The sequence below is a fragment of the Empedobacter sp. UBA7494 genome (assembly GCF_002478465.1).
In the GTDB taxonomy this organism is placed as follows: Bacteria; Bacteroidota; Bacteroidia; order Flavobacteriales; family Weeksellaceae; genus Empedobacter; species Empedobacter falsenii_B.
This window is the reverse complement of the sequence record NZ_DLOC01000019.1, coordinates 1-14808: the sequence shown is the minus strand read 5'-3', so window position 1 is coordinate 14808 and position 14808 is coordinate 1. Positions and strand designations below refer to the sequence as shown.

The 14808-nt window shown below is 32.8% G+C and carries 14 protein-coding genes; 7 read left to right on the top strand and 7 right to left on the bottom strand.

Going from position 1 to position 14808, the window contains the following annotated elements; all coding sequences use genetic code 11:
* The coding region (locus tag B4E95_RS01920; RefSeq protein ID WP_291089488.1) for an acetyl-CoA hydrolase/transferase C-terminal domain-containing protein at nt 1-1274 on the bottom strand (1274 nt) is incomplete at its 3' end.
* Nucleotides 1275-1469: 195 nt separating this feature from the next.
* Between B4E95_RS01920 and B4E95_RS01915 the strand changes: the two genes are divergently transcribed.
* A complete protein-coding gene (locus B4E95_RS01915; protein WP_291059117.1) occupies nt 1470-2291 on the top strand; it encodes an AraC family transcriptional regulator in 822 nt (273 codons plus the stop codon).
* An 8-nt stretch (nt 2292-2299) separates the two neighbouring features.
* The gene (locus tag B4E95_RS01910; RefSeq protein ID WP_291059115.1) at nt 2300-2962 is read left to right on the top strand and encodes an alpha/beta fold hydrolase; all 663 of its coding nucleotides are present in this window, start codon (nt 2300-2302) and stop codon (nt 2960-2962) included.
* A gap of 39 nt (nt 2963-3001) precedes the next feature.
* Here the strand turns inward: B4E95_RS01910 and truB are convergent, their stop codons facing one another.
* From truB to B4E95_RS01890, 4 genes are read right to left on the bottom strand one after another with little or no spacing between them, the layout of a single operon-like run.
* The gene (truB, locus tag B4E95_RS01905; RefSeq protein ID WP_291059113.1) at nt 3002-3712 is read right to left on the bottom strand and encodes a tRNA pseudouridine(55) synthase TruB; all 711 of its coding nucleotides are present in this window, start codon (nt 3710-3712) and stop codon (nt 3002-3004) included.
* Between the two features lies 1 nt (nt 3713).
* Nucleotides 3714-4598 (bottom strand): undecaprenyl-diphosphate phosphatase, encoded by an 885-nt coding sequence (locus B4E95_RS01900; RefSeq protein WP_291072023.1) that lies wholly within the window; start codon nt 4596-4598, stop codon nt 3714-3716.
* Complete coding sequence (locus B4E95_RS01895) at nt 4598-4900, bottom strand: DUF3098 domain-containing protein (protein ID WP_286496112.1); 303 nt, start codon at nt 4898-4900, stop codon at nt 4598-4600. The genes B4E95_RS01900 and B4E95_RS01895 overlap by 1 nt, the downstream gene beginning before the upstream one ends.
* Nucleotides 4900-5793, bottom strand: a complete 894-nt coding sequence (locus B4E95_RS01890) for a cell division protein FtsX (RefSeq protein WP_221855311.1) — start codon at nt 5791-5793, stop codon at nt 4900-4902. The genes B4E95_RS01895 and B4E95_RS01890 overlap by 1 nt, the downstream gene beginning before the upstream one ends.
* A 106-nt stretch (nt 5794-5899) precedes the next feature.
* Here B4E95_RS01890 and rsmA point away from each other — a divergent pair, with 106 nt between their 5' ends.
* From rsmA to B4E95_RS13110, 3 genes are all read left to right on the top strand, one after another.
* Complete coding sequence (gene rsmA / locus B4E95_RS01885) at nt 5900-6667, top strand: 16S rRNA (adenine(1518)-N(6)/adenine(1519)-N(6))-dimethyltransferase RsmA (protein ID WP_038332430.1); 768 nt, start codon at nt 5900-5902, stop codon at nt 6665-6667.
* Between the two features lie 3 nt (nt 6668-6670).
* Nucleotides 6671-8026, top strand: a complete 1356-nt coding sequence (gene mgtE / locus B4E95_RS01880) for a magnesium transporter (protein ID WP_221855313.1) — start codon at nt 6671-6673, stop codon at nt 8024-8026.
* Nucleotides 8027-8176: 150 nt separating this feature from the next.
* On the top strand, nt 8177-8416 hold the full coding sequence (locus B4E95_RS13110; protein WP_409450809.1) for a GyrI-like domain-containing protein: 240 nt from the start codon (nt 8177-8179) through the stop codon (nt 8414-8416).
* A 438-nt stretch (nt 8417-8854) separates the two neighbouring features.
* Here B4E95_RS13110 and B4E95_RS01870 read toward each other — a convergent pair whose 3' ends face one another.
* Nucleotides 8855-9091: a hypothetical protein gene (locus B4E95_RS01870; protein WP_221855315.1), complete on the bottom strand. Its 237-nt coding sequence runs from the start codon at nt 9089-9091 to the stop codon at nt 8855-8857.
* A 91-nt stretch (nt 9092-9182) separates the two neighbouring features.
* Complete coding sequence (locus B4E95_RS01865) at nt 9183-10334, bottom strand: sensor histidine kinase (RefSeq protein WP_291089485.1); 1152 nt, start codon at nt 10332-10334, stop codon at nt 9183-9185.
* Nucleotides 10335-10491: 157 nt separating this feature from the next.
* Here B4E95_RS01865 and B4E95_RS01860 point away from each other — a divergent pair, with 157 nt between their 5' ends.
* Nucleotides 10492-13281, top strand: a complete 2790-nt coding sequence (locus B4E95_RS01860; RefSeq protein WP_291062786.1) for a 2-oxoglutarate dehydrogenase E1 component — start codon at nt 10492-10494, stop codon at nt 13279-13281.
* Nucleotides 13282-13299: 18 nt separating this feature from the next.
* On the top strand, nt 13300-14532 hold the full coding sequence (gene odhB / locus B4E95_RS01855; RefSeq protein ID WP_185096030.1) for a 2-oxoglutarate dehydrogenase complex dihydrolipoyllysine-residue succinyltransferase: 1233 nt from the start codon (nt 13300-13302) through the stop codon (nt 14530-14532).
* The last annotated feature ends 276 nt before the right edge of the window (nt 14533-14808 follow it).

Genomic DNA, 14808 nt, shown 5'->3' with positions numbered 1-14808 from the left:
ACAATAATATCTACATCATGTTCTGTGTGATCGTGATGAGAAACCATCGGAACGATAGACGAAATATTTCCACCTTTTGCGATAGAAGCAGTAACAAAGATTGAGATAAATGCATTACGAGCAAAATCTCCAGAACCTCCAATACCATTCATCATGTGTGTACCAGAAACATGAGTTGAGTTTACGTTACCATAAATATCACACTCTAAAGATGTATTGATTCCAATAATTCCTAAACGACGAATAACTTCGGCAGAGTTAGAAATAGATTGAGGACGTAAAACAATTTTATCTTTATAATTGTCGATGTTTCCTATAACACGGTCATAACATTCTTGAGAAACTGTCATAGAAGATGCCGAAGCAAACTTCATTTTTCCAGAATCAATTAAGTCAAATGTAGAATCTTGTAAAACTTCTGAATACATGACTAAATCTTCAAAATCAGAATGTTCTAAACCACCTAAAACGGCGTTTGCAACTTTACCAATACCACATTGTAATGGCATTAATGATTTTGTAAGACGACCTTCTTCAACTTCATTTTCGAAGAATTTCACAATGTTTTGAGCAATTGCAGCAGTCGCTTCATCAGCTGGTTGAATGTCTCCTGGAGCATCTTGAATGTCGTGAAAAACAATTCCAACAATTTTAGAAGGATCTACTTTTATTGTTTCTGTTCCAATTTTTGTATCACAAGTAGTGATGTTAATTGGAGTACGTTTTCCATATTCTTCTACACTATAAATATCGTGAATACCTTTGATATTTGTAGGAATAGATGTGTTAATCTCAATGATTAATTTGTCTGCATTTGCAGCAATTTCTGCATTATTACCGATAGAAGTAGTAGGTACTAAAGAACCATCATCTAAAATTTCAGCAACTTCTAAAACACCTAAATTAATTTTAAATTGTCCATCTAAAATATGCTCAGCAGTTTCTCCTAAATGCTGATCGATAAATAAAACATTACCTGCATTTATATTTTTACGCATTACAGTATCTACTTGGAATGGTAAACGTTTTTTTAATGCTCCACTTTCTACTAAAGCTGCGTCTGTACCATGTCCTAATGAAGCTCCTGTTACTAAAGTGATTTTTAAATTTTCAGATTTGGCACGCTCAGCAACAGCTTTTAATACAACTTTAGTATCGCCTCCTCTTGTAAAACCACTAGAACCAACAGTCATTCCATCTTCAAAAAATTTGGCAGACTCCTCTGCTGTCATTACTTTTGACTGTAGGTTAGTTAATTTTATTCTTTCCAACATAATGCAACTTTTTCTTTCTAATACTATTCAATAATTGTTCCCTTCTGAACGAAGGGAGTTACAAATATTGGATTAATTAATAAAAAGTTAATATTAAAAATAGTCAAATAATTATCTATTTCGGACATTTTTATTTGTGTACATTATACATCATATCAAATAAATTATTATATTAGTTCGCAGATTAAAGAAACTATGAATATACATTTGGATAATAAGTTCGAAACACGATATTACCTAACCGAAATTGACAAATTACCAACCTCAATTTTCTGTTACCATAAGGAAATTTCGGAAGCATACGTGGTAGAACATAAACATAACAAAGCGCAATTTCTTTATTGTGAGGGAGGAATAGTTTATGTAAAAATAGGAAAAGATACTTTTTATTTACCTGCAAGACACTATATGTGGATACCGCCTCATGTGGAACATAGTATACACCCAAATACACCAGAGGTGATTATGAGAAATTTATATTTCCCTATTAATGAAAGTGATAATTCGTTTTATAAAAAAGTAGGAATCTATCCTGCTGATGGATTGTTGTTAGAGCTTTTATTATTTTCTAACCAATGGAAAGGAGATATTCTTCCAGAAAATAGAAGCGAATATGTAATTGCACAAGCTTTTAAAGAAATATTACCTAAAGTAAGCAAAAGTAGTTTACGATTAGCTCTTCCATTACCACACGACGAACGTCTGAAAAAAATCGTTCAATTCTTAGATGATAATATGGATTCTTCGATTACAATGAAGAAAATTACAGCCGAATTCGGATTCTCTGAACGATCATTATCACGATTATTCCAAAAAGATTTGAATATGACATTTGTTCAATATTTCACTATTTTAAGAATGTTACGCGCTTTACAATTGTTAATTGATAATACGTATTCAATCAGTGAAATTTCGACAATGGTTGGTTACAATAGTTTGCCGACGTTTAGTAATACATTCCAAAAAGTAATTGGAGTTCGTCCAACAGATTATTCAAAGAAAAAAGATATATTATAAATTTAGGTATGAAAATTTATCAAGTAAGTGGATTAGGCGCAAACGCAAATGCTTTTCGAAATCTACGCTTGGAACAAGATTTTGAGCAAGTTTATATTCCTTGGTTAGATCCAGAGAAAGATGAAACTTTGGCTCATTATACTGAAAGATTGTTAGATAAAATAAATCCCATAGAAGATTTTCTTTTGATGGGATTATCTTTTGGTGGAATAATTGTGCAGGAAATGAATCGTTTTATCAATCCAAAACATACATTTCTGATTTCGACAGTGAAGAGTAGGGCAGAGCTTCCGAAGTTATTTCGATTTTCGGCTTCTATTAATGCGCATAAAATAATTCCGATGAGTTTTTTAACTTCAGACCGAACATTTTCGTACATGATGATGCGAAAATTGTATTATACGGATCGTGATAAAGATAATATTGACGATATTTTTGAGTTTCGAAACAAAGAATATTTAAGTTGGTCGATTCATAAGATTGTAAACTGGGAACATTCTACAGCTTATCACGAAGAAAATATCACACATATTCATGGTACAAAAGATATTGTTTTTCCGATTGAATATATCAAAGATGCAATACAAATAGAAGGCGGAACACATATTATGGTGATGCAAAAGCCAAAATTAGTGAGCGATGAAATAAATAAAGTATTAATCACTTTATAGATAAAAAAAGCTTGAACATTTGTCCAAGCTTTTTTAATTTTATACTTCTTCTGTTGTATTTTCTTCTTCGAAATAACTTTTTTCTAAAGCGAAATTTTCAGCATTGATGACATCAAATTCGCCAATTTTTGTACGACGAAGTGCTGTTAAATATCCACCCGAATTAATTGCTTTTCCAAAATCAAAAGCCAAAGAACGAATATAGGTTCCTTTGCTACAATTCACTTCAAAATCGACAAAAGGTAAATCTATTTTTGTAATTTTAAAATCGTGAATCGTTATTTTACGTGCTTTACGTTCTATTTCTTGACCTTCGCGAGCTAATTCATACAAACGTTTTCCATCTACTTTTACCGCTGAATGCATTGGCGGAAATTGTTCAATTTCTCCAATAAATTGCTTCGTTGCTTCGTGAATGATTTCTTCTGTGATATGTTCAGTAGGAAAAGTTTGATCTTCTTCCGATTCCAAATCATATGTAGGCGTCGTTACACCTAATTTGATTGTACCTGTATAGGACTTTTCTTGCGCCTGAAATTCATCAATGCGTTTTGTCCATTTTCCTGTACAAACCAATAAAAGTCCAGTAGCTTTTGGATCTAAAGTCCCAGCATGTCCAACTTTTATTTTCTTTAAATTATATGCTTTTCTAATGTTCCAACGTATCTTATTTACGACATCAAAAGATGTCCAATCAAGTGGTTTATCAATCAAAAAAACGTGACCTTCTTGTATTTTTTCTACGTTCATCTTATTTGTGCTGAATCATTGTAGTTTCTACTGAAGCGGCATTGTCTTTTTCTGCTTGTGTTGGAGAATTGTAAGAGAAATAAATCAATAAAATAATTCCGATGATAATTCTGTACCACCCCCAAAATTTGAAACCGTATTTTGTTAAAACTGCAATAAATGTTTTCACTGCGATTAATGCTACAATAAATGCGACAACATTTCCAATTAAGAATAATATAATATGGTTTTGATCTTGCAAAATCATTTCGTAACCTTTCATTGGTGTTGCAGTATCTTCTCCCCAAGTTTTAACAAAAATAGAATAAACTGTAACCGCTAACATTGTCGGAACTGCTAAAAAGAAAGAAAATTCTGCAGCTGCTTTACGAGATAAACCTTGTGTCATACCTCCAATGATCGAGGCGGCGGAACGAGATGTACCAGGCATCATAGCCAAACATTGCCAAAAACCGATAATAATTGCTTGTTTTAATGTAATATCTTTTTCATCATTAATTTTAGGATTTTTGAACCATTTGTCTACAAATAATAAAATGATTCCTCCGAAAACTAACATTCCAGAAATAGCAACTTGATTTCCTAAAACAGCTTCGATTTTATCATCAAATAATTTTCCTAATATAAGGGCAGGAATAACCGCACAAGCTAATTTGATGTAAAAATTGAAATTGAAATTTTTGAAGTCAAAGAATTTTTTCCAATATAAAACGACAATTGATAAAATTGCTCCAAATTGTATCGAAACTTGAAACATTTTTAAGAATTCACTTTCTGGCATCCCCATCAAAGCTGCTGTGAATCCCATGTGTGCTGTAGAAGAAATTGGTAAATATTCGGTAAGACCTTCTATAATAGCAATAATAATTGCTTGTAAAGTATTCATTATTTTTCTTTATTCGGATTGATTAAAATGGCATAAATCTCGACGATGAAACCAACAACAACTAAAAAAGGCGCTAATCTAATTCTACGAAAAGAATAGATTTCGTCGTTCCAATAATTTGCATCCCACGTTCCATCGGGTCTTGTGTTCGCATCGTGTCCTGTCATCAATAAAAATCCAAGACCAATTAGCGCAACACCAATTGCCATGAAAATGTAATTTCTTTTTCCAAATAAAAAAGTAAAACCAGCATCGTTTGTAGATGCTGATTTTTTTGTTGTATTGATAGAATTTGATTTCATTAATAAAGTTGATCAGTTTTTAATCTTAAATAACGCCATGCAGCAAACAATGTACTGAAAACGGCAATAACAACTCCAATTCCAATTAAGATAATAATAAGTGGAGTGAAGCTTGGATTCCAAAGTACTAAACCAACTTTTGTTGCTAAAATGTACCATAAGAAACCTAATCCTACTGCTGCAATAAATGCTGCTAAGAAACCTAAAACTGCGGCTTCTATCAAGAAAGGTTTTACAATAAAACGTCTACGCGCACCAACTAATTGCATCGTTTTGATGCTGAAACGTTTTGCGTAAATTTTCAGACGTATAGAGTTGTTGATTAATACAACAACGATTACCAAGAAAATAACAGCAAAAATCATAATCCAAAAAGTAATTTTGTTGATGCTGTGGTAAATCGTTACCATCGCTTCTTTGTCACTTTTTACTTCGTCTACAATCGGATTTTTTGCCAATACCTTATTAATAGAATCAATTTGTTCAACAGATTGTATTAATGCAGGGTTCAATGTAATTTGAACTGATGCAGGGAAAATACTTTCTTCGAAGAAATCACTACCATCCGTACCCAAATCTTTTTTCGCAATTTTAGCTGCATCCTCTTTGCTGATATACTGTGTAGCTTCAACAAAAGGATACTTCACCTTCAACGAATCGATATAAGATTTCTGTAAATCAAGCTCCTTATCTTTTAATTTTGGATCTTCGACATCTTTAAAATATGCCTCGATTTTTAACTCTCTTTTTAGATGTTCTGCGTAACTTTGTGCATTAATGACAATTAAGCCGAAAATACCTAATAGAAATAAAACAAGCGAAATACTAATCACAACAGTGATGTTTGAAGATCGCAGTCTTTTTTTCTCAAATTTATCGTTCGTTTTTGACATTTGGGTTAATTTTGGGGCTAAGATAAAAAAAACTTATTTCGCAAGAAAGATATTCCGTATATATTCTACGGTAAGTTGGTTAAAGAAAACTTAAAATTTAGAATTTTTGAAAGTAAAAGCTAAAAAACATTTAGGTCAGCATTTTTTGAATGACGAAAATATTGCACGAGACATCGCTGAAGGGTTAACTTGGGAAGGCTATGATCGTGTCTTAGAAATTGGTCCAGGAATGGGCGTGTTGACAAAATATATTTTACAAGCAAAGAAAAATATAGAGGTTGTGGAGATTGATACAGAATCAGTCGAATATTTAAAAGAATATTATCAACCATTTTATCCAGGATTTAAAATTCATTCTGAAGATTTCTTGAAAATGGACTTTTCATCAAAGTTTGATGAACAAATTGCTATTTTAGGAAATTTTCCGTATAATATATCTTCGCAAATTATTTTTAAAGCTTTAGAAGAGCGTTACACTGTTCCCGAAGTTTGTGGAATGTTTCAGAAAGAAGTTGCAGAACGTATTGCATCCAAAAAAGGTACAAAAGATTATGGTATACTTTCTGTATTAGCTCAAGCTTATTATCATTGTGAATATTTGTTCACCGTTCCAGAACACGTTTTTACACCGCCACCAAAAGTGAAATCGGGCGTTATTATTATGAAACGCTACCGAACAGAAATTGAAGGAGTCGAACAAAAACGGTTTTTTCAAGTGGTAAAAGCTGGTTTTGGACAAAGAAGAAAAACGCTTCGTAATTCGTTGAAAGCTTTGGGAATTCCTGAAGATTTAAACGATCACGAGTTTTTGAATATGCGCGCAGAACAATTATCTGTCGAAGATTTTATTGAGTTAACGAAAAGAATGAAATAGATTATGGAGGTAAAAATTACAAAAGATTTTATTGAACATTTAAACGAAAGTATTAATCAGCAAAATGCAAAAGCAGTTAAGGAGATGTTGCAAGATTTGCACCCCGCCGATATTGCTGAATTGTTTGATGAGCTTTCGACCAAAGAACAATCTTTTGTAATTGATTTACTCGATAATGAAATTTCTGCTGATATCCTTCTTGAATTAGAAGAAGATGATCGACGCAAATTCCTGAAAACGCTTACTGCAAAAGAAATTGCTGAAGATGTCATTAATGAGATGGATACCGATGATGCTGTTGACGTTATTAATGAGCTTTCTGATGAAAAGAAAGATGAGGTAATTGCGCAATTAGAAGACCAAGAACATGCCCGTGAAATTGTAGATCTTTTACGTTATGACGAAGATACGGCTGGAGGTTTGATGGGGAAAGAGTTGATAAAAGTCAACAAAGATTGGTCGGTAATTACAGCAGTAAAACAAATGCGAAAACAAGCTGAGGATTTAGAAGAGGTTTTCTCTATTTATGTTGTTGATGAAGATGAAAAATTACTTGGAACGTTGAGTTTAAAGCGTTTATTGACGACTTCTGCAAATACAAAAGTTGCTGATGTTTACAATGAAAAGATCCAATATGTAAAGACTTATTCAAAAGATATGGAGGTTGCAAAAGTAATCGAAAAATATGATTTGTATGAAGTGCCTGTTGTAGATGAATTAATGCGTTTGGTAGGTGTAATTACGGTGGATGATGTGATTGATGTTATTCGTGAAGAAGCTGAAGAAAATTATCAATTAGCAGCCGGGATTACTCAAAATGTCGATTCGGATGATAATATCTTAAAATTAACTCGTGCTCGTCTACCCTGGCTTTTATTGGCTTTGGTAGGTAGTTTTGTTGCTGTTAATGTGTCGCAAAGTTTTAGCGATGCGATGAATTTGTATCCGCAATTATTCTTTTTTACACCGCTTGTTGCCGCCATGGCAGGAAATGTTGGTGTGCAATCTTCTGCGATTATTGTGCAAGGTTTGGCGAATAGTAATATTTCGGGTTCTATTTGGAAAAGATTAGGAAAAGAAATGTTATTGGCTTTATTGAATAGTTCATTATTAGCTTTTGTACTTTTATTGGCGACGCATTTCTTGATGAGCGCAAGCTACGAAATTTCTTCAACCATTGTATTAGCTTTAGTAATTGTAATGATTTTAGCAAGTTTGATTGGGACATTTATTCCAATTATGTTGCATAAATATGGTGTTGATCCTGCTATTGCAACAGGTCCATTTATCACAACAAGTAATGATATCTTTGGTTTATTGATTTACTTTTCGATTGCGAAAATGATTTTAGGATTTTAAAAAAAATAAAATGAATACATTAAAAAATAATAGGAATTGCAACCCAAACATCTAACAATAATAGTCAAGCGATTGAAGATTTAGGAAAGTTATGGCATCAATTTTTTGCAGAAAATATTATTGCTAAAATTCCGAATGCGATAAGCTCTAATATTTATTCGGTTTTATACAGATTACGAAAGTGATTTTAGAGGAAAATATACGACAATTATTGGTTGCGAAGTTTCTTCTTTAGATGAAATTCCAGAAGGGATGGTTGGGCGAGAATTTGAGCCACAAACATTCAAAAAATATATTGCCAAAGGAGAATTGCATGAAGCAGTTGGAAAAACTTGGACAGAAATTTGGAATTATGATGCAAATCTAAATTGTACGTATAAATATGATTAAGAATTGTACACCGAAAAAGCTCAAAATCCTGCTGATGCCGAAATAGAGATTTATATTGGTGTGAAAGAATAGTAATTAGTACTGAGATACTAGAATTTTGATATTAGAAAATAATATTAATAAAATGAGCTGAAAAGTTTTACTTTCAGCTCATTTTTTATTTTGGATATTTTGTAGGATTCTATGCGCATTAAAGAACTGCATAAATAAAAAAGTTTTTTCTTCTTCATTAGTTTCAAAAAAAAACAAATAAGGAAAAGATCTAAAAGGTTTTGAATGCAAATTTCTATAGTTCACTTGATAGAAATGATTATTTCCAAAGTTTCCAAAACTTTTGTTAATTCAGCTAAATAAGATTTTGCCGCAGATGTAGAAAAGTTTGAATAATAAGAAAGAGCTTATTCAAAATCTTGGGCAGCTTCAGAACAAATTCTAATCTTATAAATCATATTTTTCGTGCAATTCTTTCAATACATCTTTTGCATTAAAGAAATTTTCTTTTAGCTCGTTAAGTCGATTATCCAAAATTTCTTTTTGTTCGTCACTTAATTCAAATTCAGTTTCTTGATTATGTTTATAAGTCAAAAAATCAATATAAGGCTCAACTTCTTCCAAAAGTGATTCAGGAAGTTGTTTCAATTTAGAATTCACTTGTTCAATAGTTGTTGCATTCATAATTATTAATTTTACAAAACAGTTGTCGCTCTAACAAAGTTACAAAAAGTATACCTTATTATATAATCAAGATTTTGTGTAATATTTCTGATTATTTTTTCAATAAAATCTTAAACTCAGTTCCGATTTCTTTGGATGATTTGGAAACAAATATTTTTCCTTTGTGGTAGTCTTCGATAATTCGTTTTGCTAATGATAATCCTAATCCCCAACCACGTTTTTTGGTTGTAAAGCCAGGTTGAAAAATCTTTTTCTGTAATTTGGTCGGAATTCCAGAACCTGTATCAGCAATAGAAATTTCAACAAATTTACCTTTCGTTTTTATATCGATATCCAAAACGCCTTTATTTTGCATGGCGTCAGCTGCATTTTTCATCAAATTTTCGATAACCCAACTATATAAAGAAGAATTAAGATTAATATTAAATTCTTCTACATCTGTAACAAAATTTACTTCAATTCCTTTGGAAATGCGTTGAGAAATATAATCCACTGTTTGTTTGGAAGTTGAAATAATATCAGTTTGTTTGAGTTCAGAAGTTGAACCAATTTTCGAGAAACGTTCGGCAATATGTTTCAATCGATTCACATCTTTTTCAATTTCTATAACCGAAGTTTGATCGATTTCTTCCAATTTCAATAATTCGACCCAACCCATTAAAGAAGAAAGTGGAGTTCCAATTTGATGCGCTGTTTCTTTTGCCATTCCGGCCCATAAATAACTTTTTTCGGTGTCACGAATTGTTTTGAAATACCAATATGAAAATCCAAAAAACAATAAAATCAATAAAATAATGATGAGTGGATAATATTGTAATTGATTAAGAAGTTTTGAATTTTTGAAATAAACATAATTTTTAGTTCCGATTAATTCAACATCAATTGTTTGTTCGGACGATTTCATTTTGTTGACATATTTTTTTAATTGAACCGAATCTTTTACGATCGATTCATCAATATTTTTGGTGTCTACAATAATGCCTTTTTCGTCTACAAGTGCAACAGGAATTGATTTGTTGTCTTCAATTAATTTGAATAGAAAATCTTGCGTTTTCGGATCTAAAAATTCGGATGAGCTTATCAACTCTAACGATCGCGCATAATTCTCTACACGTTTGTGTTCTTCACGTTTTAGCTCTTGTACAATTTTGTTACTCGACCATATTGTAATAGCGAAAATCACAAATGTTATAAAGAATCCAATCCAACGTTTGTTTATTTTTTTTGTTAGAAAATTTCTCATCTAAATGTAAAATCTTTCTTAAATTTATATCAAATGTAATGATTATTTGATTATAATATATTTTTATGGCGAGATAAGATAAATATGATGAAAGTAATTTTTTTTAAAGCCTTAAATAGTTTATTTTTGTAGCTAAATCTCATAGAGAGTAAAATTTATGGATCGTTTTTCGTTTTTAAATGCCGCTCATTTAGAGTTTATAGGCGACTTATATGATCAATACGTCCAATATCCGGATAGTATTGAACCAAGTTGGAAAGCTTTTTTCCAAGGGTATGACTTTGCGAATGCAACATATGATGGAGAGCCATTATTTGCACCAGCAACACAAACAGCTCCTAACAGAGCTAGTCAAACAACGCAAGCAGTAGTTAATCCTGCAGTAGTATCTCAAGTTCCAGACAACGTACAGAAAGAATTTAAAGTCATCAATTTGATTGATGCTTACCGTACGCGTGGACACTTATTTACAAAGACTAACCCGGTTAGAGCGCGTAGAACTTTTGAACCTACTTTAGACATCAAAAACTTTGGTTTATCTGATGCTGATTTAGATTTGACATTCAACGCTGGTGAAATTTTAGGTATCGGTGGACCAATCACTTTACGTGAAATCATTGGACACTTAGAAAACATGTACTGCGAATCTATCGGAATCGAGTATATGTATGTAAGAGAACCTCAAAGAATTAATTGGATTCAGAATTGGTTAAACCAAAACTTGAATCAACCAAAATTATCTAAGGAGGAGAAAGAACGTGTTTTAGAAAAGTTGAATGAAGCAACTGCTTTTGAAAACTTTATGCACACGAAATATGTTGGACAAAAACGTTTCTCGGTAGAAGGAAATGAATCTTTGATTCCTGCTTTGGATACATTGATTAATCGTTCTGCAGATCACGGCGTACAAGAGGTTATCGTAGGGATGGCTCACCGTGGACGTTTGAATGTTTTGGCTAACATTTTTGGAAAATCATATTCTCAAATCTTTTCAGAATTCGAAGGAAAAGCTTTTGATACAGATTTAATGGCTGGTGATGTTAAATATCACATGGGATCATCTAATCAAATCAAAGCATTGAATGGAAAAGATATCCGAATCAATTTAGCACCAAATCCATCTCACTTAGAAACTGTAGATGCAGTTGTAGAAGGGATTACACGTGCAAAAGTTGAAGAAGATTACAAAGATGATTATTCTAAAATCATTCCAATCTTAATTCATGGTGATGCTGCTGTAGCTGGACAAGGAATCGTTTACGAGGTTGTTCAAATGGCAGGATTAGACGGATACAAAACAGGTGGAACAGTACACGTTGTGGTAAATAACCAAATTGGGTTTACAACAAACTACTTAGATGCGCGTACATCTACATATTGTACAGATGTTGCAAAAGTAACATTGTCTCCTGTAATGCATGTAAATTCTGATGATGTAGAAGCGGTAGTTCACGCTTTCCGTTTTGCAGCAGATTATCGTGCAGAATTCGGTTCTGATGTATTCATCGATTTATTAGGATACCGTAAATATGGACATAACGAAGGTGATGAACCAAAATTCACTCAACCTAAATTATATAACTTAATCGCTAAACATCCAAATCCTCGTGAAATTTACAAGGATAAATTATTAAAAGAAGGTGTAATTGGTGAAGAAATCGTTAAACAAAAAGAAGCTGAATTTAAGGCTTTATTAGAAACGAATTTCGAAGCTTCTAAAGAAATTGAGCGTAATCACATTTTCCCTTTCATGCCAGAAGAGTGGGAAGGATTTGAAATAGCTGATGATGCAAAAGTTTTTGAACAAGCAAATACTGCTTACGACGAAGCAAAATTAAAAGAAATTGCAAAAGCTGTTTCTACAGTTCCAGAAGGTAAAAAATTAATCAAAAAAGTTTCTCGTTTAATTGAAGGACGTGGAAAAATGATTGAGGAAGATAAAATCGACTGGGGATTAGGAGAAGCTTTAGCTTTCGGTTCTATCTTAACAGACGGACGTAACGTGCGTGTTTCTGGTGAAGATGTAGAACGCGGAACGTTCTCTCACCGTCATGCAGTTGTAAAAACTGAAGACACAGAAGAAGAAATTATCTTATTAAACCATATTAATGATGAGCAAGGTCAATTAAGAATCTACAACTCATTATTATCTGAATATGCAGTTTTAGGTTTCGATTATGGATATGCTATGGCAAATCCTAAAGCGTTAACTATTTGGGAAGCTCAATTTGGAGATTTTGTGAATGGAGCACAAATCGTAATCGACCAATATATTTCTGCAGCAGAAGATAAATGGAAATTACAAAACGGTTTAGTAATGTTATTACCTCATGGATACGAAGGGCAAGGAGCAGAGCACTCTTCAGCACGTTTAGAGCGTTTCTTACAAATGTGTGCTGGTAACAATATGTTTGTTGCTAATATCACAACTCCAGCTAATTTCTTCCACGCATTAAGAAGACAGGTTGTAACAGATTACCGCAAACCATTGGTTGTAATGTCTCCAAAATCATTATTACGTCATCCATCAGCAGTATCTTCATTAGCAGATTTCACAAATGGAGGTTTCCAAGAAATTATCGAAGATGTAACAGTAGATGTGAAAAAAGTGAAAAAAGTAGTTTTCTGTTCAGGAAAAATCTACTACGATTTAGACAAAAAACGCCAAGAATTAGGAGATAAAGAAACTGCAATTATTCGTTTAGAGCAATTATATCCTTTAAATGAAGAAAAAGTAGATGCTATCATCTCTAAATTTGGTAATGCTAAATTGGTTTGGGCACAAGAAGAACCAGAAAATATGGGAGCTTGGATGTACATTTTACGTAAATTAAGAAAATATCCATTCGACGTAGTTTCTCCAGCAGAAAGTGCTGCAACAGCGCCAGGTTCAAGCAAACGTTGGGCTGCAATTTACGAAGAGGTAATTAATAAAGTATTCAATTAAAAAATAAAGCTAATAGATATGTTAGAAATGAAAGTCCCATCACCAGGGGAATCAATCACAGAAGTAGAGATCGCTACGTGGTTAGTAAAAGACGGTGATTACGTAGAAAAAGACCAAGCAATTGCAGAGGTTGACTCAGATAAAGCAACATTAGAATTACCAGCAGAAGAAAGTGGAATTATCACTTTGAAAGCGGAAGAAGGTGATGTTGTAGAAGTAGGACAAGTTGTTTGTCTTATTGATACATCAGCTGCTAAACCAGAAGGAGGAAGCGCTCCAGCTGCAGAAGCACCAAAAGCTGAGGTTAAAGAAGAAGTAAAAGCTGCTCCAGCTCCAGTTGCTACACCAGCACCTGCTGCTCCAGCTGCAACTTACGCTACGGGAACTCCATCTCCAGCGGCTAAAAAAGTTTTAGACGAAAAAGGTATCGATGCTTCTCAAGTAAAAGGTTCAGGACGTGACGGACGTATCACTCAAGATGATGCAGCTCGTTTTACACCAGCAATGGGAACTTCTACTCAAGGAACTCGTGCTCAATCAGAGAAAAAATTATCATCATTACGTCGTAAAATTGCGCAACGTTTAGTTTCTGTTAAAAATGAAACTGCAATGTTAACTACATTCAACGAAGTTGATATGTCTGCAATTTTTGCTTTACGTAACCAATATAAAGACGAATTCAAAGCTAAACACGGTGTTGGTTTAGGATTTATGTCTTTCTTTACAAAAGCAGTTACACGTGCATTAGAGTTATACCCAGACGTAAACTCTATGATTGACGGTGACTACCAAGTAAAATTTGACTTTGCTGACGTTTCTGTTGCAGTATCAGGACCAAAAGGTTTGATGGTACCAGTAGTACGTAATGCAGAAAACTTAACTTTCCGTGGTGTTGAGCAATCTATCAAAGATTTAGCAATCAAAGTACGTGACGGAAAAATTTCTGTTGATGAAATGACAGGAGGTACATTTACAATCACTAACGGTGGTGTATTTGGATCTATGATGTCTACACCAATCATCAACCCACCTCAATCAGGTATCTTAGGAATGCACAATATTGTTGAGCGTCCAGTTGTTAAAAACGGACAAATCGTTATCGCTCCAATGATGTATGTTGCTTTATCTTATGACCACCGTATCATCGACGGACGCGAATCTGTAGGATTCTTAGTTGCAGTTAAAGAAGCGGTAGAAGATCCATTAAACGTATTAATGGGCGGTGACGCTAAAAGAGCTTTAGAATTGTAATACATAAAAACATTCTAACAATCCATAAATTGAAAGTCGTTCGTAAGAACGGCTTTTTTGGTTTATGTAATTAATTTATAATATTATTTTTTTGTGTTTTTGTAATTGATTTAATGAAATTCAGTTTTTTAAATAATGTAATTTTTAAATGTTAATTTATTAATTACAAGTGTTTTATGTTTTTGTTTTTAAGGAAATTAATTCTTTAAATTATTGCTGATTAATATATATTGAAATATAATATAACCCGTAGTTCATTTGTATTAGATTGTATAT